This is a genomic window from Sphingomonas larreae (assembly GCF_051400595.1).
Lineage (GTDB): Bacteria > Pseudomonadota > Alphaproteobacteria > Sphingomonadales > Sphingomonadaceae > Sphingomonas.
Genome location: NZ_JBLFFI010000001.1, coordinates 1,766,522 through 1,787,650, shown reverse-complemented (window position 1 = coordinate 1,787,650; position 21,129 = coordinate 1,766,522). Strand labels below are relative to the sequence as shown.

22 protein-coding genes are annotated in these 21,129 nt (G+C 69.6%); 12 read left to right on the top strand and 10 right to left on the bottom strand.

What is annotated here, in order from left to right; genetic code table 11:
- Nucleotides 1-106 precede the first annotated feature (106 nt).
- Nucleotides 107-499 carry a hypothetical protein gene (locus ACMGDM_RS08185; RefSeq protein ID WP_436803584.1) on the top strand — a complete coding sequence of 131 codons (393 nt, stop codon included), beginning with the start codon at nt 107-109 and terminating at the stop codon, nt 497-499.
- A gap of 55 nt (nt 500-554) precedes the next feature.
- Here ACMGDM_RS08185 and ACMGDM_RS08180 read toward each other — a convergent pair whose 3' ends face one another.
- The gene (locus ACMGDM_RS08180; protein WP_436803583.1) at nt 555-992 is read right to left on the bottom strand and encodes a DUF4879 domain-containing protein; all 438 of its coding nucleotides are present in this window, start codon (nt 990-992) and stop codon (nt 555-557) included.
- A 519-nt stretch (nt 993-1,511) separates the two neighbouring features.
- Nucleotides 1,512-2,696 (bottom strand): acyltransferase family protein, encoded by a 1,185-nt coding sequence (locus ACMGDM_RS08175; RefSeq protein WP_436803582.1) that lies wholly within the window; start codon nt 2,694-2,696, stop codon nt 1,512-1,514.
- Nucleotides 2,697-3,110: 414 nt separating this feature from the next.
- Between ACMGDM_RS08175 and ispG the strand changes: the two genes are divergently transcribed.
- The 6 genes from ispG (at nt 3,111) to ACMGDM_RS08145 (ending at nt 6,775) form a co-directional block, all read left to right on the top strand.
- Nucleotides 3,111-4,235 (top strand): flavodoxin-dependent (E)-4-hydroxy-3-methylbut-2-enyl-diphosphate synthase, encoded by a 1,125-nt coding sequence (gene ispG / locus ACMGDM_RS08170; protein WP_436803581.1) that lies wholly within the window; start codon nt 3,111-3,113, stop codon nt 4,233-4,235.
- 211 nt (nt 4,236-4,446) lie between these two features.
- The gene (locus ACMGDM_RS08165; RefSeq protein ID WP_436803580.1) at nt 4,447-4,740 is read left to right on the top strand and encodes a PIN domain-containing protein; all 294 of its coding nucleotides are present in this window, start codon (nt 4,447-4,449) and stop codon (nt 4,738-4,740) included.
- Nucleotides 4,737-5,639, top strand: a complete 903-nt coding sequence (locus ACMGDM_RS08160; RefSeq protein WP_436803579.1) for a DMT family transporter — start codon at nt 4,737-4,739, stop codon at nt 5,637-5,639. Before ACMGDM_RS08165 ends, ACMGDM_RS08160 begins: the two co-directional genes overlap by 4 nt.
- Entirely contained in the window at nt 5,636-6,118 is a 483-nt protein-coding gene (locus ACMGDM_RS08155; protein ID WP_436803578.1) for a GNAT family N-acetyltransferase, read from the top strand. Before ACMGDM_RS08160 ends, ACMGDM_RS08155 begins: the two co-directional genes overlap by 4 nt.
- Before the next feature lies 1 nt (nt 6,119).
- The gene (locus ACMGDM_RS08150) at nt 6,120-6,443 is read left to right on the top strand and encodes a DMT family transporter (RefSeq protein ID WP_436803577.1); all 324 of its coding nucleotides are present in this window, start codon (nt 6,120-6,122) and stop codon (nt 6,441-6,443) included.
- A complete protein-coding gene (locus ACMGDM_RS08145; protein WP_436803576.1) occupies nt 6,440-6,775 on the top strand; it encodes a TfoX/Sxy family protein in 336 nt (111 codons plus the stop codon). The genes ACMGDM_RS08150 and ACMGDM_RS08145 overlap by 4 nt, the downstream gene beginning before the upstream one ends.
- 199 nt (nt 6,776-6,974) lie before the next feature.
- Here ACMGDM_RS08145 and ppa read toward each other — a convergent pair whose 3' ends face one another.
- Both ppa and ACMGDM_RS08135 read right to left on the bottom strand, forming a co-directional pair.
- On the bottom strand, nt 6,975-7,553 hold the full coding sequence (gene ppa, locus ACMGDM_RS08140; protein ID WP_132908226.1) for an inorganic diphosphatase: 579 nt from the start codon (nt 7,551-7,553) through the stop codon (nt 6,975-6,977).
- Nucleotides 7,554-7,587: 34 nt separating this feature from the next.
- Nucleotides 7,588-9,516 (bottom strand): M61 family metallopeptidase, encoded by a 1,929-nt coding sequence (locus tag ACMGDM_RS08135; protein WP_436803575.1) that lies wholly within the window; start codon nt 9,514-9,516, stop codon nt 7,588-7,590.
- A 265-nt stretch (nt 9,517-9,781) separates the two neighbouring features.
- Here ACMGDM_RS08135 and ACMGDM_RS08130 point away from each other — a divergent pair, with 265 nt between their 5' ends.
- Both ACMGDM_RS08130 and ACMGDM_RS08125 read left to right on the top strand, forming a co-directional pair.
- Entirely contained in the window at nt 9,782-12,127 is a 2,346-nt protein-coding gene (locus ACMGDM_RS08130) for a penicillin acylase family protein (protein WP_436803574.1), read from the top strand.
- 124 nt (nt 12,128-12,251) lie between these two features.
- Nucleotides 12,252-12,575 (top strand): hypothetical protein, encoded by a 324-nt coding sequence (locus ACMGDM_RS08125; protein ID WP_436803573.1) that lies wholly within the window; start codon nt 12,252-12,254, stop codon nt 12,573-12,575.
- A gap of 45 nt (nt 12,576-12,620) precedes the next feature.
- Here the strand turns inward: ACMGDM_RS08125 and ACMGDM_RS08120 are convergent, their stop codons facing one another.
- The 5 genes from ACMGDM_RS08120 to ACMGDM_RS08100 form a co-directional block, all read right to left on the bottom strand.
- Complete coding sequence (locus tag ACMGDM_RS08120) at nt 12,621-13,226, bottom strand: glutathione S-transferase family protein (RefSeq protein ID WP_436803572.1); 606 nt, start codon at nt 13,224-13,226, stop codon at nt 12,621-12,623.
- Between the two features lie 3 nt (nt 13,227-13,229).
- Nucleotides 13,230-14,120 carry a dienelactone hydrolase family protein gene (locus tag ACMGDM_RS08115; RefSeq protein WP_436803571.1) on the bottom strand — a complete coding sequence of 297 codons (891 nt, stop codon included), beginning with the start codon at nt 14,118-14,120 and terminating at the stop codon, nt 13,230-13,232.
- Nucleotides 14,121-14,445: 325 nt separating this feature from the next.
- The gene (clpS, locus tag ACMGDM_RS08110; protein WP_436803653.1) at nt 14,446-14,775 is read right to left on the bottom strand and encodes an ATP-dependent Clp protease adapter ClpS; all 330 of its coding nucleotides are present in this window, start codon (nt 14,773-14,775) and stop codon (nt 14,446-14,448) included.
- A 503-nt stretch (nt 14,776-15,278) separates the two neighbouring features.
- Nucleotides 15,279-15,953 (bottom strand): phasin family protein, encoded by a 675-nt coding sequence (locus tag ACMGDM_RS08105; RefSeq protein ID WP_436803570.1) that lies wholly within the window; start codon nt 15,951-15,953, stop codon nt 15,279-15,281.
- A gap of 164 nt (nt 15,954-16,117) precedes the next feature.
- Nucleotides 16,118-17,812: a PHA/PHB synthase family protein gene (locus tag ACMGDM_RS08100; protein WP_436803569.1), complete on the bottom strand. Its 1,695-nt coding sequence runs from the start codon at nt 17,810-17,812 to the stop codon at nt 16,118-16,120.
- 134 nt (nt 17,813-17,946) lie between these two features.
- Between ACMGDM_RS08100 and ACMGDM_RS08095 the strand changes: the two genes are divergently transcribed.
- Nucleotides 17,947-19,155: an LL-diaminopimelate aminotransferase gene (locus ACMGDM_RS08095; RefSeq protein ID WP_436803568.1), complete on the top strand. Its 1,209-nt coding sequence runs from the start codon at nt 17,947-17,949 to the stop codon at nt 19,153-19,155.
- A 50-nt stretch (nt 19,156-19,205) separates the two neighbouring features.
- Here ACMGDM_RS08095 and ACMGDM_RS08090 read toward each other — a convergent pair whose 3' ends face one another.
- The gene (locus ACMGDM_RS08090; RefSeq protein ID WP_436803567.1) at nt 19,206-19,940 is read right to left on the bottom strand and encodes an SDR family NAD(P)-dependent oxidoreductase; all 735 of its coding nucleotides are present in this window, start codon (nt 19,938-19,940) and stop codon (nt 19,206-19,208) included.
- 86 nt (nt 19,941-20,026) lie between these two features.
- Between ACMGDM_RS08090 and ACMGDM_RS08085 the strand changes: the two genes are divergently transcribed.
- The gene (locus ACMGDM_RS08085) at nt 20,027-20,449 is read left to right on the top strand and encodes a winged helix-turn-helix transcriptional regulator (RefSeq protein WP_436803566.1); all 423 of its coding nucleotides are present in this window, start codon (nt 20,027-20,029) and stop codon (nt 20,447-20,449) included.
- 95 nt (nt 20,450-20,544) lie between these two features.
- Complete coding sequence (locus ACMGDM_RS08080; protein ID WP_436803565.1) at nt 20,545-21,123, top strand: LemA family protein; 579 nt, start codon at nt 20,545-20,547, stop codon at nt 21,121-21,123.
- Nucleotides 21,124-21,129: the final 6 nt, after the last annotated feature.

The following is a 21,129-nucleotide window of genomic DNA, read 5'->3' as shown; positions in this document are numbered from 1 at the left end:
GGCAACAATTACAGCGTTGGCACGATCCACGCCGCTATCGAGAACAGCAGACTCCTCTGACACCGCGACCATGTCGGGGACGTATGCGACAGATACCCCGGCGATCTTGGACAAGGTCAAGCGGGCGCATGGCACGATGACGCGCGCGCAGCTAGACAATGCCGATCGATTTGCTCGAGAAGCAGCGGCGATCAGTAGATCCCAAGGACTTTCCCCAGGAAAATACGATTTTACAAGACTTAGCCAGAAGCAAGTCACGACAATTTGCAGCGATTTCATCGTTAATCACGGTATAGATCCGGAGCAAATGCCCGAACTCAGCGACGATATCTTGCCTCCCTATGTTACCAGCGCGGACCAACCATTTGATCACCTAAAATGCCTAGCAGACAGCCGGGCGTTTGCCAAATCGGTGGCCAGGGCGGACATAGTGTCGAAGATCGATGACACCGTTAAGTTTATTAGCTTATATCATAAGAAGAACAATAGAATGATTTAACTGGTTAGCGTGGGTGAAATATTTTTCGACTGCACCCACGCATTTGCCCATCTAGCTACTTAATGTAATATTGTGTGCTAGCACTGCCGCCGTTACCCCCAGCTTCGTATCTGAACGAACCAGAGGGATTGGCACTCCCGGTGATGACTGCCGGATCGAAGCGCCATAGTTGCTTAGATCCAATACTATCCTCACCTACAAGGCAAGTCGTAGGCTGGTCCGAACTTCCACACACAAGCTGGTCACGTGCATTTGCAGACGACGGCAGGCCCTGTGAGAATGTCGCATTCCTCCACGTTGCCTGACCAATCTCTAGAACGGTTACTTCAATAAACGAACGGCCGTGATCGTTTGCAGTGCTAGATGCATTTGACGATTCACTCTCACTTCCGCCATTTTCAGATTGCACGTTAATGACGCGAACTGAAGTTACTGGAGGAGCCGGCGAAGCATATAAAGGACTTGCGATAAGAGCCAAAGACAACGAGCTCATCGCAACCAAGCACCTTTTCACTTTTAATCTCCTCTACAATTGCGTCAGACGCATGGAGGTTATATACAGTTCTAACAATCTCATTAGTTATTTATTAGATATCCACTACTTGATTTGCATTTTTTTTGTTTTTAGGCGTTGTAATCAGTTTGGACATAAACAGCCTTCATACCGAGACTGAAGATTTCTATTCACTATCCGGCAGTCAACTAGTAGATGCTCCCCTCGCATGGAGGCGACGCGCCGCCGGCTCGCGCTGGCGGGCCTGCCCAAGGCGCGCTTCAACGGGATCGAGGGGGTGGCCGACCGCGAGCCGATGATCGCTGACAGCCCGCAGGATTCGGGCAAACGCCGCGTCGCGATCACGCTGCTACCGCGCGGGCAATTTCGGGGACTGGACGATACCCTCCCTCCTTTCCAGGGAGAGTCGCTCCCCTCCTGCAGGAGAGAAGGCGCGGTAGGACGTCTATGCGCGCCCGGCGCGGGTGGCGAACCGCACCCGCCGCTACCGCGCCTTTCTCACATCAGCGGCGGCCGCGGGTCGACATGGGTGCGGCGCGAGACGTGCCGGCGCAGCCCGATCAACGGGCGCAGCGGCCCGATCGCGCGCCCCGCCAGGTAGAAGCTCCAGCATCCCGCCACCGTCGCCGCCACCAGCAGCGCGAACGCGGCCCCGCCCGGCAGCGCGAGCGGTCGCAGCGCATAGGCCGCCAGCACGATGATCGACTGGTGCACGAGATAGAACGGGAACACCGCCTCGGTCAGCATCGGCCGCCAGCGCTGGTCGCGATTCCAGTGGCCGTCGGCATAACCGATCAACGCCGCCACCGCCGTCCAGCCCTCCACCGCGCGCGCGATCGCGAAGGTCTCGCCCCAAGGATAGGGCATGGTGTTGCCCGGCCAGCGGATCTCGATCCCGGCGACGACCGCATAGGCGGCGAGCGCGAGCGCGGCCGACGCCTTCCACTGGCGCACGAACGCGGCCAGCGTGCGGGGCGCACAGGCGAGCGCGTAGCCGAACAGGAAGGCGGGGAAATAGCTGGCGTGCGCGACCCAATCGTCGACCAGCGCGTGAGTCTCGCGCGCGCCCGGGAAGAGCACGAAGTTCACCAGCACCATCCAGGCGATCGGCAGCGCCAGCAGGGCCGGCCCGCGCATCGTCCAGGCGAAGGCGCGCTGCGTGGCGGCGGTGACGCGCGCCGGCAGCACGCCCGCCGCGAGCGCCAGCGCGAGCGTGTACACCCAGAGATAGCCGACGAACCACAGGTGGTTCCACGTCGGCAGCGCGATCGGGCCGAGCAGCGCGAAACGCCAGTAATCGTGCCAGTAGAAGTGCCAGAAGCCGTGCGGATAGCCGAGCTTCTCGGACAGTTCGACCCAGGGCTGGACCGGCACGATCACCGCCACGCCGAAGGCGAGCGGCACGAGCAGCCGCAGCGAGCGCTGGCGCGCGAAGCGCCACGGCTTCTTGTTGCGAAGCATCAGCGCGCGGCTGGCATAGCCCGAGACGACGAACAGCAGCGCCAGCCGCCACGGGTTGGACGCCATCATCGGCACCGCCACCCACCATGCCCCCGCCAGCTTGGCGTGGAAATCCCATGGCACGAACACCATGCCGACATGATAGAGAATGAGGATCGCGAAGGCGCCGATGCGGAGCCAGTCGAGGCCATAGTGCCGCTGCATCGCGGCGCGGCGTAGCATCAACGCCGCGGTTACGCGAGGTGGGGGCGAGGTTCAGGCGCGAGCGACGCCCCACGCCGGCTCTCCTCCCGCGAAAGCGAGCAAATCGCCGCCCCCGATGCGCCGGCAACTGTACACGTCTACCGGAGCGCTCCTCACCTGCCGTCATCCCGGCCTCGAGCCGGGAGCCACTGATCCGGACCCGAAAGGTCGCTCGGCGAGGCGCCCTCGTCCCGGGCTCGACCCGGGAGCCATCGTCCCGCACAGACCACAAGCGTTGCGCGCGCGGCGACGTGGATCCCGGCTCAAGGCCGCGATGACCAAGGGTTTCGTAGAAGAGTCGCGATCGAAGGGGGTCGGGGTGGCGCCGTTCCGCGCGCGAGCGCGCAAGCCGCCGCCTTCCAACCGTCACGTCGCGCATGTATATGAGGCGCCATGTCCATTCGTCCGTGGCGCGACATCACGCGCCGAGAGAGCCGCCAGATCATGGTCGGCAACGTTCCCGTCGGCGGCGGCGCGCCGGTCACCGTGCAGACGATGACCAACACGCCGACCGAGGACGTGCGCGCCACGGTCGACCAGATCCGCCGCTGCGAGGACGCCGGCGCCGACATCGTCCGCGTCAGCTGCCCCGACGTCGCCTCGACCAATGCGCTGCGCCAGATCGTGCGCGCCGCCAAGGTGCCGATCGTCGCGGACATCCACTTCCACTACAAGCGCGCGCTGGAGGCCGCGGATGCGGGCGCGGCATGCCTGCGGATCAACCCGGGCAATATCGGCTCGTCCGAGCGCGTCGCCGAGGTGGTGCGCGCCGCCAAGGCCAATGGCTGCGCGATCCGCATCGGCGTCAACGCGGGCAGCCTCGAGAAGGACCTGCTCGAGAAATATGGCGAGCCCTGCCCCGAGGCGCTGGTCGAGAGCGCGCTCGACCATATCAAGCTGCTCCAGGACCACGACTACCACGAATATAAGGTGGCGGTGAAGGCGTCCGACGTGTTCCTCGCGGTGGCGGCCTATCAGCAGCTGGCGGACGCGGTCGACTGCCCGCTCCATCTCGGCATCACCGAGGCGGGCGGGCTGATCGGCGGCACCGTCAAGTCGTCGATCGGCATGGGATCGCTGCTGTGGTTCGGTATCGGCGACACGATCCGCGTCTCGCTCTCGGCCGAGCCCGAGGAAGAGGTGCGCGTCGGCTTCGAGATCCTCAAGGCGCTCGGCATCCGCAACCGCGGGGTGCGCGTGGTGAGCTGCCCCAGTTGCGCGCGGCAGGGCTTCGACGTGATCCGCACGGTGCAGACGCTGGAGGAGCGGCTCCAGCATATCCGCACGCCGATGTCGCTGAGCGTGCTCGGCTGCGTCGTCAACGGCCCGGGCGAGGCGCGCGAGACCGATATAGGGATCACCGGCGGCGGCAATGGGCGCCACATGGTGTATCTCTCCGGCGTGACCGACCATCACGTCCAGGACGCCGACATGGTCGAGCATATCGTCCGGCTGGTCGAGGCGAAGGCAGCCGAGATCGAGGCGCGCGACGCGGCGGCGGCGCTCGCGGCGGAATAGGCCCGATGCTATAGGTCAGGTCCTGAAGGGCCCGACATGACCTATCATGCGAAGGTGATCGCGGGCGGCAAGATCGTCATCCCCGCGGATCTGCGTCGAGAGTTCGACTGGGGTGAGGAGTGAGGGGCGTCGTCGACGCGTCAGCCATTATGGCCTTGATGCTGGGCGTTCCGGCGCGGAGCCGGGGCTCGCGGTGGTCCGGCGAAGCCTGATGTCGGCGGTGAACGTGTCGGAATGCTGCGCGCGCGGCGTCGAGCGTCAGGCGACGGTGGAGCAGGGGCTGGAGATCATCCACGGCTACGACGTCGAGGGGATGCCGTTCGACCTCGACGACGCGCTCGCGGCGGCGCGGCTGCGGACGTCGACGCGAGCGATCGGCGCGTCGCTGGACGATCGCGCTTGCCTTGCGCTGGGGCAGCGTCATGGTCTGCCCGTCCTCACCGGCGACCGGCGCCTGGCCGCAATCGATCCCGCGCTCGGCATCGACGTGCGCCTGATCCGTTGACCGCCGCGCGCGCGCTCTCGCCCGCGCTTGCCTTCGCGGTCGCGGCGGCGGGGATCGGGCTGTTCTCGATCATGGACGCGTTCATGAAGGCGCTGACGCTCGCGCTCGGCGTCTACAACGCGCTGCTCTGGCGCGCGCTGGTCGCCGCGCTGATCGGCGGCGCGGTGTGGCGGCTCGGCGGCGGCCGGCGGCCTACCGCCCGCGCGCTGCGGCTGCACGTGCTGCGCGGCGCCATCACCACCGCAATGGCGCTGCTGTTCTTCTGGGGGCTGGCGCGCGTGCCGATGGCGCAGGCGATCGCGCTGACCTACGTCGCCCCGCTGCTCGCGCTGCTGCTCGGCGCGCTGTTCCTGCACGAGCGCGTCGGCACGCGCGTGGTCGCGGCCTCGCTCGTTGCGCTCGCGGGCGTCGGCGTGATCCTCGCCGGACATGCGCGGCTCGCGCTCGGGCCTGAGGGACTGCACGGTGCCGCCGCGATCCTGACCTCGGCGGTGCTCTATGCGAGCAACCTCGTCGTCGCGCGACTGCAGAGCCAGGTCGCCGACGCGCGCGAGATCGCCTTCGTCCAGTCGGCGGTGCTCGCCGCGCTGCTCGCGCTCGCCGCACCCTGGCTGGCGACGGTGCCGCCAGTGGCGCATTGGTGGCAGATCGCAGTGGCGGCGGGGCTCGCCACCGGCTCGCTGTTCCTGCTCGGCTGGGCCTATGCGCACGGCGAGACCGGCTTTCTCGCGACGACCGAATATACATCCTTCGTCTATGCCGCGCTGCTCGGCTGGGCGTTCTTCGGCGAGCGCGTCGCCACCACCACGCTGGCGGGCGCGGCGATCATCATCGCGGCGTGCCTCTATGCGGCGCGGCGTCGCGCGACGCCGGCGGCTGCGCTAGAGGGAGCGGCATGACCGTTTCGATCCGTCCCGCCGCCCCCGCCGACGTCCCCGTCATGCTGCGCTTCGTGCGCGAGCTCGCCGCCTATGAGCGCGAGCCCGATGCGGTCGAGGCGACCGAGCCGATGATGGCGGAGGCGCTGTTCGGCGCCTCTCCCGCGGCCGAGGCGCTGATCGCCGAGCGCGACGGCGCGCCGGTCGGCTTTGCGCTCTACTTCTTCACCTACTCGACCTGGACCGGCAAGCGCGGACTGTGGCTCGAGGACCTCTACGTCACTCCCGAGGCGCGCGGCAGCGGCGCGGGCGCGGCCCTGCTGCGCGCGCTCGCCGGCGTCGCGCTCGATCGCGGCTGCGCACGGTTCGAATGGACCGTGCTCGACTGGAACACGCCCGCGATCGACTTCTATCGCGCCAAGGGCGCCGTGCCGCTCGACGCCTGGACGACGCAGCGGGTCGAGGGGGAAGCGCTGGTGAAGCTCGCCCGGCGCGGCTGACATGGCGTGGGTCTGGCTGATCGCGGGCGGGCTGTGCGAGGTGGCGTTCACCACCTGCCTGCGCCACGCCGACGGCTTCCGCCATCCCGGCTGGACGCTGGGGTTCGTCGCCGCGGTGTCGCTCTCGATGCTGCTGCTCGAACGCGCGGCGCGGACGATCCCGCTGGGCACCGCCTATGCGGTGTGGACCGGGGTGGGCGCGCTCGGCACGGTGCTGATCGGCATCCTGTGGTACGACGAGCCGGCGACGCCGCTGCGGCTGCTGCTGATCCTCGGCGCCGTGGCGTGCATCGCCGGGCTCAAGCTGCTGGGTCCGGGGACGTGACGCTCGATCGGGGGCTGGTCGACTGGGTCGCCGAGGCGATAGCGCCGCTGCGCGTCGTGACGCATCACCGCATGATGGGCGGCGCGGCGCTGTACCTCGACGGCGTGATCTTCGCGCTGGTGACGGGCGACGGCGGCTTGTGGTTCAAGGCCGATGCGGCGAGCGACGCGGCGTGGGACGCGGCCGGCTGCGAGCGCTTCCGATACGCGCGCGCGGGCAGAAGCGCCTCGATCAACTATCGCCGCGCGCCCGAGGACGTCCACGACGACGCGGACGCAATGCGCGAATGGGCGATGCTGGGGGTGGCGGCGGGACGGCGCGGGGCGAAATAGCGGGCGCGCGCGCGAGGGTCGCAGCGATGCGTACGCGGAGGGTCCCCACCCCCGACCCCTCCGCTGAAGGGGAGAGGGAAGTCGCCCCATCTCCTCTCCCTCCCCTTCAGGGGAGGGCCGGGGTGGGGCGGCGCCGCGGACGCGACCTCGGCGTCATATTCACCGAGCTACACGCCCGCTCCCTAGCAAGACGCGCCGCTCAGTCGCGGCCGGGCACGTCGTGGTCGTGCGGCTCCTCACCCTCGGCCTTCGCCTCATTGTAGCGGGCGATCGCCTCGAGCGTGATACGGCGCGCTTCCTCGCGGCCGCCCCAGGTGCCGATACGCACCCACTTCTTCTTCTCCAGGTCCTTGTAGTGGGTGAAGAAGTGCTCGATCTGCTGGAAGACGATCTCGGGCAGGTCGTCCTTCTCGCCGACATTGGCGTAATAAGGAAAGGTCGAGTCCACCGGCACGCAGACCAGCTTCTCGTCGCCGCCGGCCTCGTCCTCGAGGTTGAGCACCGCGATCGGGCGCGCGCGCACGACGCAGCCCGGGATGAACGGCGAGCGCGCCACGACCAGCGCGTCGAGCGGATCACCGTCGGGCGAGAGCGTGTGCGGCACGAAGCCGTAATTGGCCGGGTAGCGCATCGGCGTGTGGAGGATGCGGTCGACGAACAGCGCGCCGGACGCCTTGTCGAACTCGTACTTCACCGGCTCGCCGCCGGTGGGCACCTCGATCACCACGTTGAGATCGTCGGGCGGATCCTTGCCAACGGGAATGAGATCGATACGCATGCGCTTCCCCTTACTAGCGGCAACGCCCCGCCGGTCAGCGAGGCGCCAGGAGACGATCGAGGCCACCGTCGCCGGTGCCGATCTTCTGCAACCGCGGGTAGCGCAGCCCGCCGTGATAGTCGAGCGCTGCACTGCGGAATCTATTCGAGGCCTTAACCATCAGCTGGATCGGCGTTTTGCTCGCCTTGGCGGCGGTGATCGCGGCCTTCAGCTTGTCCGCCGAATAGGCCTCGCCGTTCACCGCGACGACCTGGTCGCCGACCGTGAGCCCCGCGGCGAAGGCGGCGCTGCCCCAAGTGACGCTGGTGAGATTGCCCGAGGAGTCGAGCGCCACTCCGCCCGAGTAGGTCAGGTTGGTGCTGTGCGCGCTCGCCTCCGCCGCTTTGAACGAGGCGGTCGGTGTCTCGCTATAGGTCAGTTGATAGCCGTTGCGCGCAAATCCCTCAATCGGCGCGCCCTTGGCATGTTCGGTCAGCCGGCGCTGGAGGTAGCCGGCCCAATCCCATGCCACGAGGCCGTTGAGCGTCTTGGCCACGTCCTCGAACGTGTAGGTCAGCTCGCCCCAGTCACCGTCGCGCACGCCGAAGAAGGCGCGCGCGAAATCGTCGATCGACTTGGTACCGCCCGACTTCTCGCGCAGCAGCGAATCGACATCCATCCAGACGAGCAGCCCCTCGTTGTAATAATCCTCGCTGCGCTGCCAGCTGGTCCAGCCCTTAGGCCGCCTCGCCGAGATGATCGGATCGTTGGTGGTGTCGAGCAGGTCGCGCCACTGCCGCGCCGGCTGGCTGTCGTACAGCGCCATGATCGCGGCATATTGATCGAGCGTGTCCTGCTTGCTCACCAGCCCCGAGCGCGCCTGGAGGACATAGCCCCAGAATTGGGTCTGCCCCTCGTAAACCCACAGCAACGAGTTGCGCATCGGGGTGCGGAAGTCAGGGGTCCACAGGTCCGCGCCGCGGCGGAACTTGCCGTCCCAGCTGTGGGTGAACTCGTGCGGCAGCAGGTTGCGACGGCCCGGCCCCTCGTCCCACTTGGTGAAATAACCCGGCGTCACGCCATTCTCGCTCGAGCGGTGATGCTCCAGGCCGATGCCGCCGAGCTGGTCGGTGATCGAGAGCAGGAACTCGTAATGGTCGTAATGCTGCGCGCCGAAGGTCTTCACCGCCTGGTCGACGAGCCGCTGGTGCCCCGCGATCTGCGCGGGCGTGGCGGCGAGCTCGGCGGGATCGTCGGCGAAGACGTTCAAGTTGACGCGCGGGCTGAGCGGCCAAGTCTTGCCATAGCGGCCGGCAAGGATCGGGCTGTCGACCAGCACCTCATAGTTGGTGGTCTCATAGGCGTAGGTCGCGCCAGTCACTTTGGCCTTGAGCGCGCCCGCCGCGGTCCAGCCGTCCGGATATCTGACCGTCATCTGGATCGGGATCTGCCGGGTGAACCAGCCGGCCGGATAGAGGCTCACCGAATTGGGCTGGAGCGAGATCATCGTCGGCGTCACCGCGACGCGGCCCTGGTTGGCGGCGGTGGCGGAGATGAACTGGAACTTCGCCTCGACGCTGCGCGCCCCGGCGGGGACGTCGAGGTGGAAGGCGAAGACGTCGACGGGATCGCGCGTCCACTCGATGCGCTTGCCGTTCGCGGTGACGATCAGCCCGGCGAGCTTCTCGATCTCGCCGCGCGGGCTGTGTGCGCCCGGCAGCCACTTGGGGAAGAGCAGGACGAGATGGCCCGGCTGCGCCACCGGGATCGTCTCGGTGACGCTGAGGATCCCGCGCGTCGTGTCGGTCGCGTCGACGGTGAGGCGGATCGTACCGGGATAGGGCGTGTCGCGCGGCGCGGGGATGGTGTCCTCGAACGGCACCGGCTGGGGCGCGCTGTTGCCCGCAGGCACCTGCGCGGCGGCACCGAGCGGCGCGAGAACGGTGGAGGCCAGCAGCGCGGCTGCGGCGTAGCGACGGATCATGGCGGGCGCCCCTCTTATACGATGGTCGCACCCGGCGTAGCGAGCGCGCGCCGCGCTCGTCCAGCCCCGCCGCGCGAAAAAGGACAGCGAGGGTGACGGATGTGGATGGCGCGGTTTGGCACGTGAATCGCGGCGCGACACAAGCCGTGGCGCGGCTCTGGGCTTGGGCGATCGCCGGAGCGCGGCTCGCCCTGCCATCTTCGGGCGGTCGGCGTCCGCCGCATGCCCCCTTCCCGTCGTGGCCGCGTCGGCGCAGGACGGTCGCATGCTCCACCGTCGCTCGTTCCTGCTCGGCACCGCCGCCACGCTCGCGATCGCGCCGGCGCGGGCCGCACGACCGGCGCCCCCGGCCACGGTCGACGGCCTCTCGGCCGCGCTCGAGATCGTCGACGACCGATACGGCGTTCCGCACGTCCGCGCCGCGACGATCGCGGACGCCTTTTTCGGCCACGGCTATGTCGTCGCGCGCGACCGACTGTTCCAGATCGATCTCGCGCACCGCCGCGACGTCGGGCGGCTCGCCGAGGCGTTCGGCGCCGCCTTCGTGCCGCACGACGCCGCCGCGCGGCTGTTCCACTATCGCGGCGATCTCGACACCGAACTCGCGCGCATCCCCCCCGACGTGCTCGCCTGCGCGCGCGCCTATGTCGCGGGAGTCAACGCGCGCATCGCCGAGGTCACCGCCGATGCGACGCTGCTGCCGCTCGAATATGGCCTGCTCGGCGTCACCCCGCTGCGATGGGACGTGCGCGACCTGGTGCTCGCACGCGGCGCCGCGGCGGGCAATGTCGACGACGCGGTGCGCCGCGCCCAGCTCGCCGCGCTGGGACTGCTCGCGCTCGATGAGGTGATGGCGCCGCTTCGTCCCGCCGGCACGCTGCGCGTGCCCGAGGGGCTCGACGTCGCCGCGGTGAGCGACGCCGATCTCGCCGCGCTCAACCTCGGTGCGCTGCCGTTCGGGCTTGCCCCGCCCGCGCGCGCGCCGCGCACGGACGCGGCCAACGCGGGCAGCAATGCCTGGACCATCGCGCCGTCGCGTAGCGCCACGGGGCGCGCGATCCTCGCCAACGACCCGCATCTCGCGCTCGGCGGGTTCGGGCCACGCCACGTCGCGCATCTCAGCGCCCCGGGGCTGGACGTGATCGGCGCCGCCGCGCCCGGCCTGCCCGGTATCATGCAAGGCCACACCGATCGCTACGCGTTCGGCCGCACCAACTTCCACATCGATCAGGAAGACCTGTTCGTCCTCGAGCTCCACCCGAGCGACCCCGAGCGCTATCGCCACGCCGGGGCGTGGAAGCGCTTCGACACCCGCACCGTCGCCATTCCGGTCAAGGACGCCGCGCCGCGCCGGGTGACGCTGCGCCACTCGGTCCAGGGCGCGGTGGTGAGCCACGATCCGCCGCGCCGCCGCGCCACCGCGATCGGCTCGATCGCGCTCCAGCCGGGCGGCAGCGGCGCGTTCGCGATGATCGCACTCAATCTGGCGCGCGACTGGGCGAGCGTGCAGGCGGCGTTCGCGCTCCACCCCGCGCCGACCAACTTCCATTACGCCGACGTGGACGGCCATCACGCGTGGCAGGCGATCGGCTTCGTGCCGCAGCGCCGGCGCGGCGACGGCCTGCTGCCGGTGCCGGGCGACGGCCGCTACGACTGGACCGGCTATCGCGACCATCGCGCACTGCCCGGCGTCTTCGATCCGCCGGCGGGCTGGTTCGCCTCGGCCAACCAGAACAATCTCCCGCCCGATTGGCCGCGCGACCAGGTCCCGGCGCGATCGTTCCGCGATCCTGTGCGCTACGAGCGGATCGCCGCGGTGCTGGCGGCACAGCCGCGCCACACGCTAGCGGACAGCGTTGCGCTCCAGCACGACACACTGTCCGCGCCCGCGCGCGCTGTGTGCGCGCTGCTGCCGGCGAACGGAACGCCCGCCGCGGCGCTGCTGCGCGGATGGAATGCGCGCGTCGACGCGGACAGCGCGGCGGCGGCGTTGTTCGAGATTTTGTGGCGCGAACTCGGCCAGCGCGTCCTCGCGGCGATCGTCCCGGCGCGCGCGCGCGGGCTGGTCACCGAGGTCGCGCCGGCGGTACTGCTGGCGCTGCTCACGCAGCCCGACCGCCGGCTCGGCGCCGACCCGCGCGCCGCACGCGACGCGTTGCTCGCCGCCGCGCTCGCCGCCGCCTGGGACCGTGCCACGCTGCTGATGGGGCCGGACGCGGCGACATGGCGGTGGGACCGGCTCCACCAGGTCGCGATCCGCCACCCGCTGGCGCGGCTGCCCGCGATCGCCGCGACCTTCCCCGCGATCGCCGGCGCGGGCGCCGGCGGCGACGAATCCACCGTGATGGCGCGCTGGCTCGGCGAGGGTGCGGACTGGGGCACGCAGGGCGGCGCGAGCTACCTCCAGGTGATCGACGTCGGCGCATGGGACCGCTCGCTGATGCTCAACCTGCCCGGCCAGTCGAACGACCCGCGCTCGCCGCATTATCGCGACCAATATGCGCCGTGGATCGCCGGGCGCATGCTGCCCCTGCTGTTCGGGCGCGCCGCGGTGGACGCGCAGGCGGCGGCGCGGCGCACGCTGCTGCCGGCGGCGATCCGTCCAAGCTGAACGGGGCGCGCGCGGGCGCGACAGTCGGTTACACTTTGCCGCGCGCGCCGGGACATTTGCGCGACGCTCCGCGCCTATCTCCTTCGTACCGGGCCGCCACGCGGCCGAGTAAGAGGAGCGTGACATGAACCGTCTCAAGACCATGATCGCCGGGCTGGGGCTCGCCGCCGTCGTCGTGCCGGCGATGGCCAGCGCCGCCCCGTGGCAATCGATCGGCCAGCGCCAGGCGCGGCTCGACCAGCGCATCGACCAGGGCATCCGCTCGGGCGCGCTCAACCGCGGCGAGGCGCGCCGCCTCCGCGCGGAGTCGCGCCAGCTCGCCGCGCTGGAGGGCCGCTACCGCCGCGACGGGCTCACGCAATGGGAGCGCCGCGATCTCGATCGCCGCTACGACGCGCTGAGCACGCGCGTCCGCTTCGACAAGCACGACCGCCGGCACCGCCGCTGACGCCGCAAGTGCCCGCCCCTGACAAGGGGGCGGGCCGAGGCGCGGCTAGTTGCCCGCGAGCAGCGCGTCGTCGATGTCGTTGGCGCGCTGCCACGCCGGGCGCGCGCGCACGCGATCGAGATAGCCGATGAACGTCTCGCGCGGCTCGAGCAGGCCGAACTGCGTGAAGAAACCCACCGCGCTGCCGACGAACACGTCCGCCGCGGTGAAGCGATCGCCCGCGACATAGGCGCGCTCGGCCAGCGCCAGCTCGAACGCGTCCACCGCGCGCGCGAAGCTGGCATAGCCCACCATCCCCTCGCGCTCGGGCGGCACCTGAACGCCCAGGGCCTTGTCCACCATCGCCGCCTCGAGCGGCCCGGCGGTGAAGAACAGCCAGCGGAGATAGGCGGCGCGCTCGCTGTCGCGCGGCGCCAGCCCGGCGGCGGGGAACGCCTCGGCGAGATAGGCGCAGATCGCCGCCGCCTCGCTCACCACCGCGCCGTCGTGGACGATCACCGGCACCTTGCCGAGCGGATTGACGTCGAGCAGCGCCGCCGGCTTGCGCGCGAAATCGATCACCACCGACTCATAGGGCTCGCCGATCTCCTCGAGCATCCAGCGCGCGCTGCGGCTGCGCGACCGCGGGTGGGTGAAGAAGGTGAGCGTCATGGGTCAGGCATCCAGATGCTGGTGGAGGAAGGTGACGGTGCGCTGCCATGCGAGATCGGCCGCCTCCTTATTGTAGCGCTCCGCCGACGTGTCGTTGTTGAAGGCATGATCGACGCCGGGATAGGTGAACGCCTCGAACGGCTTGTGCGCGGCGCGCAGCGCGGCGACCCAGGGCTCGGCGGTCTGCGCCACGCGCGTGTCCTTGCCGGCATAATGGAGCAGCAAGGGCACCTGCAGCGTCGCCGCCTCCGCCGGATCGGGCGCGGGGCCGTAGTAGCTCACCCCCGCCGCCAGCGCCGGCCCCGCGGCGAGCGCGACACGATCGACCAGCGCGCCGCCCCAGCAGAAGCCGATCGTGCCGACGCGCCCGGTGCCGTTGGCGCGCCGGCGCAGCCGCGCCACGGTCGCCACCGCGGCGGCGACGGTGGCGGGATAGTCGAGCCGGCCGATCAGCTCGCGCGCCTTGCCCTCGTCGGCGGGGGTGCCGCCCGCGCTCGAGAGGAAGTCGGGCGCCAGCGCGTAGAAGCCGGCGAGCGCGATCCGCCGCGCGACGTCTTCGATATGCGGCTGGAGCCCGCGATTCTCGTGGATCACCATCACCGCGCCGAGCTTGCGCCGGGGCGCGCGCGGCGCCGCGACATAGCCCGTCATCCGAGTGCCGTCCGCAAGCGTATAGCCGCGCCGCCCGGCGATCAGCCGCTTGTCGGCGGGGTCGGTCAGCGCCGCCGCGGCCGGACTCGCGCCGATACCGACGATCAGCGCCTCCGCCGCGGCCGCCGAACCGGCCAGCGCGGTCATCTGCCGCAGCAGCGTGCGGCGATTGCGATGCTCGTGCGTGAAGTCGTCGTACAGCCGCACCGCGGCGTCGCGCAGTTCCTGCCCGTCACGCTCCATTGCCTGCTCCCCCGATTCGCGCGTCGCTGGCGGCGAGCGTAGCGGGGCCTGTCGGCGACGGCTATGCGGGTGTGGGGCGCGGAAAAAGGAGATGCGGGTGGCGCCGCATCAGGGGGTCCGCAGCGGATGACGCGCGACCGGCGCTCCGCCGCGTTCCGGATAGGATCGGTCTGTCCACGTGCTAGACGCTGATCCCTTAAGCCAAACCGTGCTCCCGCGCACGCGGGAGCCCGAGAGCGGCGGGCGACGGCATTGATGCCCCTGGGCTCCGGCGTTAGCCGGAGCACGCCGACAATTCGAATAACATGGGGCCGACCCTATTGGGTCAGGCCTTCTCCAGCGTGCATTGCAAGGGATGCTGGTTCTGCCGGGCGAAGTCGGTCACCTGGCTGACCTTGGTCTCGGCGACCTCATAGCTGAACACGCCACATACGCCGACGCCCTTCTGGTGGACGTGGAGCATCACCTGGGTGGCCTGCTCGGTCGACATGCGGAAGAAGCGCTGGAGGCACAGCACGACGAATTCCATCGGGGTGTAATCGTCGTTGAGCATCAGCACGCGATAGGGCGTCGGCTTCTTGGTGCGCGCGCGCGTGCGCGTCGCGACGCCGAGCCCGGTCCCGCCGTTCTCCGAATCGCCGTCGTCGCCCGCCATCGCCGGGTCGACCGTCAGAGTGAAACCATTCTGCATCGCCACGTCGCCGGATATGGCATCGACTCGGGGGAGGGCAAGGGTGAAGCGCCGCGAAATCCGGCAAGACCGGTGATGGCTGGCGGGACTGCACCGGACAGCGTGGGCGGGGCGCGCTTCCCCTCGTCGCCCCGGCGGAGGCCGGCGCCCAGCTAGAGGACGGCCGAGGCCTCACACCGACCGGAACTGCTAGTTCTCGGCGGGAGTGCGATGCGCTTGCCTCGCTCTTACCTTCACCACGCCCGGTTCCGGGTCGCGGAGGCCTTGCTCCTCGCGCCCGTCGCATAGGCGGCACGTGCATCCCCGCATCACGTCCGGGGTGACGATCGGGAATGATGCGACGGTTGCGGCCACGCCGGTAGCCGACACGAACGCACAGACGGCCGAGGTCACACCGCCGCCCCGCACGCGAAGGGGCGACCGCGTCGCCGCGGCCGCCCCTCAGTGTCGCCGGTGCGATGCCGCGATCAGGCCGCGGTCTTGATCTTCTCGGCCGCGATCGCCCAGCGGTTCTGCAGCGGCTTGGCGACATCGCCGGCCAGCTTCAGCGTCGCCTCGGTCGAGCGCGCGGCCTCCTTGACCATCGCGTCAAACGCGCCGCGCCAGTAATCCGCCTGGAGCTGGAGCAGCTCGGTGGGGGACTTCACCGCCGCGAACGACTGGACCGTGACGGCGGTGCTGTCGAAGCGCTCGCGCACAAAGGCGGCGGTCTCGTGGCCGATCGCCTCCATGCCCTGCGCCGCGATCCGCGACGACTCGAGCAGCGCCTCGACATTGCCCTTGCCGAACTCGGCCATGTCCTCGGCGACCTTGCGGCCCTTTTCAAAGGTCGAGCGGGTCTGCTCACCCGCCTTGGCGAACGCCGAACGGGCCTCTTCCTGCGCCTTGCCGGCGAACGACGTCATCGTGTCGGTCATCTCGCGTTCCTTCGTTGCGAGGGGAGCCGCGGCTTCTGCCGGCGGCGGAGTCGGTGGGTCGAGCTGGGGCTGCGGCTGGCCGGCGGTCTCTTCCGCCGGCAGCGGTTCCGCATCGGCCAGTGGCGGCGCGGCGATCGAGGGGGCCGCCGCGGCGGCTGGCTGGGAGCGTTTCGAGGCGCGCCGGTTCGGCGCGGTGTCCGCGACGGTCGAGGTCTGATCCACCATGGCAGCCGCTCCTCTTGTTGCACTGCACAATAGTAGCGTTCGTCACGACAATCAAGGGGCTTGCGCGGGCTCCCGTCTCCGCCGGGGGGCTCCGCTTCCCCGCGACGGCGGGAAGGCGGGAATGCCCCGCGCCGCCCTGCCCGCGCAGGGGGCGGGGAGTAAGCTCAGCGCATCCTCACATAGCTCCCGGGCGCAGGCTCGATCGCCGCCAGCGTGCCCGCCCCCGGCAACCGCGCGCCGGTCGCGGGCACCTCCTCGGGCGCGCGCGCGCGCAGCCACGCCGCCCAGTCGGGCCACCAGCTGCCCTTCACCTCACGCGCGCCCGCCACGAACGACTCGAGCGAATCGGCCCCGGCCTCGCGCCACGTCTCGTTGATCCAGTGCTGGTATTTGCCCGCCGCGGGCGGGTTCACCACGCCCGCGATATGGCCCGACCCGGCCAGCACGAAGCGTAGCGGGCCGCGGAAATGCTCGGTGAGCTTCCACACGCTCTCGGCCGGCGCGATATGGTCCTCGCGCCCGGCCTGGACGTAGCTCGGGGTAGTCACCCGCCCGAGGTCGATCGGCACCCCCGCAATCACCATCTCCCCCTGGGCGAGCCGGTTGTCGCGGTACAGGTCAGTGAGATAGGCGAGGTGCCAGGCCGCGGGCAGGTTGGTGACGTCGCCGTTCCAGTGGAGCAGGTCGAACGGCACGTGTTCCTTGCCGAGCAGATAGTTCTGCGTGACGTAGTTCCAGATCAGGTCGCGCCCGCGCAGCAGGTTGAAGGTCGCCGCGAGATAGCGGCCGTCAAGGAAGCCCTGCGGGCTCAGCGTCGCCATCAGGCGGAGCTGCTCGTCGTCGACGAAATTGCGCAGCTCGCCCGCGCGGCTGAAATCGACCTGCGTGGTGAGGAAGGTGGCGCTGACGACCCGCCCCTCTTCGCCCCTGGCGGCGAGCAGCGCGAGCGTCGCCGCGAGCGTCGTGCCCGCGACGCAATAGCCGACGGTATGCACCGCGGGCACGTCGAGCAGCGCGCGCACGGTGTCGATCGCGTCCAGCTGCGCGGCGACGTAATCGTCCCACGTCACCTCCGCCATCGTCGCGTCGGCCGAGCGCCACGACACCACGAAGACGGTGACGCCCTGCTCCACCGCCCAGCGGATGAAGCTCTTCTCGCGCGTCAGGTCGAGGATGTAGAAGCGGTTGATCCACGGGGGGAAGATCACCAGCGGCGTGGCCAGCACGGCGGCGGTGGCGGGGCTGTACTGGATCAGCTCGTAGAGGGGCGTGCGCTTCACCACCTGCCCAGGCGTGGTGGCGAGGTCCTCGCCCAGCGTGAACGCCCCCTCCTTGCTGTGCGTCACCTGTCCGCGCTGGAGATCGGCGAGCAGATGGTGGAGCCCGGCGAGCAGGTTCTCGCCGCGCGTCTCGATCGTGCGCTCGATCACCTCGGGGTTGGTCAGCGCGAAATTGGACGGGCTCATCGCGTCGACGAAGCCGCGCGTGGCAAAGCGCCACTGTGCGCGGGTGCGCTCGTCCACCCCCTCGATCTGGTCGACGCCGCGCAGCAGATGGTCCGCGACCAGCGCGTAGCTCTGGCGAATCCAGTCGAACAGCGGATGCTCGCGCCACGCCGCGGCGGCGAAGCGGCGGTCCTTCTCCGGCGAAGGCGCGGCGGCGGCGCCGGGCGTGGTGAAGCGCTGCCACAGCGCGAGATAGTCGCGCCAGAAGTCCTGCACCTGCGCGGCGGCCTTCTCCGGCGCGGCGAGCGGGATCCCCGCCTCCATCAGCAGCTGCTGCGCGCGCCCCGCCACCCAGGTCCAGTGCTGGAGCTCGGCAAGCTCGGGGATCGGCGGCTTGGCTCGCGTCGCACTCACGGCTGGCTCCTCGTTGCGGTGGGGGCATAGCGCAAGCTAGTTGCGCGGCGAAGCGCATGCCCGCGCTTTTTCCGTCGGACGGGTGCCGCACGGGGCGAATGACGATATAGGTGAGCGGAAAGGAGTGCCCGCCCGTGTCCGACGAATTCTACCGCATGAAGCGCCTGCCGCCCTATGTCATCGCCGAGGTCAACGCGATGCGGGCACAGGCGCGCGCGGGCGGGGAGGACATCATCGATCTCGGCATGGGCAACCCCGACCTGCCGCCGCCCGAGCACGTGATCGCCAAGCTGGTGGAGGTGGCGCAGAAGCCGGGCGCGCACGGTTACTCGCAGTCGCGCGGCATCCCCGGGCTGCGCCGCGCGCAGGCCAATTATTACGGCCGGCGCTTCGGGGTGGAGGTCGATCCCGAAACCGAGGTGGTGGTGACGATGGGATCGAAGGAGGGGCTCGCCAGCCTCGCCACCGCGATCACCGCGCCGGGCGACGTGGTGCTCGCGCCCAACCCGAGTTACCCGATCCACACCTTCGGTTTCATCATCGCGGGCGCGACGATCCGCGCGGTGCCGACCACGCCCGACGAACATTATTTCGCGAGCCTCGACCGCGCGGTGGCCTTCACCGTGCCGCGCCCGAGCGTGCTGGTGGTGAACTACCCGTCCAACCCGACGGCGGAGACGGTCGACCTCGCCTTCTACGAGCGGCTGGTCGCCTGGGCGCGCGAGAACCAGGTGTGGGTGATCTCCGACCTGGCCTATTCCGAACTCTATTACGACGGCAAGCCGACCGTATCGATCCTTCAGGTGCCGGGCGCGCGCGACGTCGCGGTGGAGTTCACCAGCCTCAGCAAGACCTATTCGATGGCGGGCTGGCGGATCGGCTTCGCGGTCGGCAACCGCAAGCTGATCGCGGCGATGACGCGGGTGAAGTCCTACCTCGATTATGGCGCGTTCACGCCCGTCCAGGCGGCGGCGTGCGCCGCGCTCAACGGCCCGCAGGACATCGTCGAGAAGAACCGGCAGCTCTATCACAAGCGCCGCGACGTGCTGGTGGAGAGCTTCGCGCGCGCGGGCTGGGACGTGCCCGCGCCGCCCGCCTCGATGTTCGCCTGGGCGCCGCTGCCCCCCGCGCTGGCGCATCTCGGCAGCCTGGAATTCTCCAAGCAGCTGCTCAGCCACGCCAAGGTCGCGGTGGCGCCGGGTGTGGGCTACGGCGAGAACGGCGAGGGCTTCGTCCGCATCGCGATGGTCGAGAATGAGCAGCGGCTGCGCCAGGCGGCGCGCAACGTGAAGCGTTACCTGCAGAGCATGGGGGTCAACGTGCCCGGCAAGGCGGCGGGCTGAGTTGCGGGGGGCGCGGCGGACCGGCTGCCGCGCTGCCCTGCTGTCCGCGCTCAGATCTGCGCGAGGCCGCCGTCGGCAAACACCTCGCTGCCGGTCATGAAGCTGCTGTCCGACGACGCCAGGAACGCCGCCACCGCGGCGATCTCGTCCGGCTGGCCGACGCGGCCGATCGGCGTGCCGGCGCCCAGCTCGACCATCGCGTCGCGGCCGACCACCTCCTGCGCCAGCTCGGTCAGCGTCGGCCCGGGCGAGAGCACGTTGACCCGGATGCCGCTGCCGCGCAGGTCCTGCGCCCAGCTGCGCGCGAAGTTGCGCACCGCCGCCTTGCTGGCGCTATAGACGCTGAACGCGGGCGTGCCCATCGAGCCCGTGGTCGAGCCGGTGAGGACGATCGAGCCGCCCGCGCGCATCAGCGGCAGCGCCGCTTGTACCGTGAACAGCACGCCCTTTACGTTGATCTCGAAGGTGCGCCGATATTGCTCCTCGGTGATCTGGCCGAGCGGGACGAGATCGCCGTGACCGGCGTTGGCGAACAGCACGTCGAGCGTGCCGCGCTCGGCCTTCACCTGTTCGAACAGCCGCGCGAGGTCGCCGAGGCCGGCCACCGATCCCGGCACCGCGCGCGCAGTGGCGCCGAGCGCCGCCACCGCGCGGTCGAGCGGCGCCTGCCGCCGCCCGGTGACGTAGACGAACGCACCCTCGTCGACGAACCGCTGCGCGGTGGCGAAGCCAATACCGGTCCCGCCGCCGGTCACCACGGCGGTCTTGCCCTGAAGTCTTTTCATGATGGTCTGCTCCTATCCTGTGACGGGCCAGAGCTGATCGCGTGCCTACCTTCCCGCAAGTATGCACCTTCTGGTAAGTGCCGAAAATGACGGACACGACGATCGCGCCGGTCACCGGCTTCAGCTGCGGGCTCGACGCCACGCTTCGCGTCATCGCAGGCAAGTGGAAGCCGCTGATCGTCTATTTCCTGATCCAGGGACCGACCCGCTACGGCGCGCTCAAGCGCGCGGTCCGCGGCGTGAGCGACAAGGTGCTGATCCAGCAGCTCAAGGAGCTGGAGGCCGACGGCATCGTCACGCGCCGCGACTATCAGGAAGTGCCGCCCCGCGTGGACTATACGCTGACGCCGCTCGGCCATGGCTTGGCGGCCGCGCTGACGCCGCTGTGCGAGTGGGGCAGCGCGAACATGGCGGCGGTGGCGCGCCTGCTCGAGGAACGCGCGCGCTGGCAGGCGCCCCCGACCGCGCCTGCGCCTGCGCCTGCGCCTGCGCCCGCTGCCGACGGCTGACCGCCGCGAGAAGATCGTTACTAGCCCGGTAACTTTTACCCCTGGGTCCGCGTTGGCGCCGACGTACAGTTCGCGGAAAAAAAGGGGTTTTCGAGATGATGCACCGACGCGCCGCCGCGCTCGTGATGGCGCTGCCGCTCGCCGCCTGCGGCGTGAACAGCGTGCCCACCGCCGAGGAGAATGCCAAGGCGCGCTGGGCCGACGTGCAGAACGAATATCAGCGCCGCGCCGACCTGATCCCCAATCTGGTCGCGACGGTGAAGGGCTATGCCAAGCAGGAGTCGGACGTGCTCACCCGCGTCACCGAGGCGCGCGCCTCGGCCAACCGCGTGCAGGTGACCGGCGACCAGCTCAGCGATCCCGCCGCGGTGCAGCGCTTCGCCGCCGCGCAGAATGCGGTGACGCTGTCGCTCCAGCGGCTGCAGGAAGCCTATCCCGACCTCAAGTCGAACCAGAACTTTCTGTCGCTCCAGGCGCAGCTGGAAGGGACGGAGAATCGCATCACCATCGCGCGGCGCGACTACAACCAGGCGGTACAGGACTATAACACCCGCATCCGCACCTTCCCCGACGCGGTCGGCGCCAAGATCTTCTATGGGGCCAAGCCGCTGGTGCCGTTCCAGGCGACCAGCGCGGGCGCGGAGCAGGCGCCCACGGTCAATTTCGGCAGCTGAGCCGCG

Coding starts and splice junctions, on each gene's coding strand:
- ACMGDM_RS08180 (WP_436803583.1), bottom strand. CDS start 992: ATGAGCTCGTTGTCTTTGGCTCTTATCGCAAGTCCTTTATATGCTTCG.
- ACMGDM_RS08175 (WP_436803582.1), bottom strand. CDS start 2,696: ATGCTACGCCGCGCCGCGATGCAGCGGCACTATGGCCTCGACTGGCTC.
- ispG (WP_436803581.1), top strand. CDS start 3,111: ATGTCCATTCGTCCGTGGCGCGACATCACGCGCCGAGAGAGCCGCCAG.
- ACMGDM_RS08165 (WP_436803580.1), top strand. CDS start 4,447: ATGTCGGCGGTGAACGTGTCGGAATGCTGCGCGCGCGGCGTCGAGCGT.
- ACMGDM_RS08155 (WP_436803578.1), top strand. CDS start 5,636: ATGACCGTTTCGATCCGTCCCGCCGCCCCCGCCGACGTCCCCGTCATG.
- ACMGDM_RS08150 (WP_436803577.1), top strand. CDS start 6,120: ATGGCGTGGGTCTGGCTGATCGCGGGCGGGCTGTGCGAGGTGGCGTTC.
- ppa (WP_132908226.1), bottom strand. CDS start 7,553: ATGCGTATCGATCTCATTCCCGTTGGCAAGGATCCGCCCGACGATCTC.
- ACMGDM_RS08135 (WP_436803575.1), bottom strand. CDS start 9,516: ATGATCCGTCGCTACGCCGCAGCCGCGCTGCTGGCCTCCACCGTTCTC.
- ACMGDM_RS08130 (WP_436803574.1), top strand. CDS start 9,782: ATGCTCCACCGTCGCTCGTTCCTGCTCGGCACCGCCGCCACGCTCGCG.
- ACMGDM_RS08125 (WP_436803573.1), top strand. CDS start 12,252: ATGAACCGTCTCAAGACCATGATCGCCGGGCTGGGGCTCGCCGCCGTC.
- ACMGDM_RS08120 (WP_436803572.1), bottom strand. CDS start 13,226: ATGACGCTCACCTTCTTCACCCACCCGCGGTCGCGCAGCCGCAGCGCG.
- ACMGDM_RS08115 (WP_436803571.1), bottom strand. CDS start 14,120: ATGGAGCGTGACGGGCAGGAACTGCGCGACGCCGCGGTGCGGCTGTAC.
- clpS (WP_436803653.1), bottom strand. CDS start 14,775: ATGGCGGGCGACGACGGCGATTCGGAGAACGGCGGGACCGGGCTCGGC.
- ACMGDM_RS08105 (WP_436803570.1), bottom strand. CDS start 15,953: ATGGTGGATCAGACCTCGACCGTCGCGGACACCGCGCCGAACCGGCGC.
- ACMGDM_RS08090 (WP_436803567.1), bottom strand. CDS start 19,940: ATGAAAAGACTTCAGGGCAAGACCGCCGTGGTGACCGGCGGCGGGACC.
- ACMGDM_RS08085 (WP_436803566.1), top strand. CDS start 20,027: ATGACGGACACGACGATCGCGCCGGTCACCGGCTTCAGCTGCGGGCTC.
- ACMGDM_RS08080 (WP_436803565.1), top strand. CDS start 20,545: ATGATGCACCGACGCGCCGCCGCGCTCGTGATGGCGCTGCCGCTCGCC.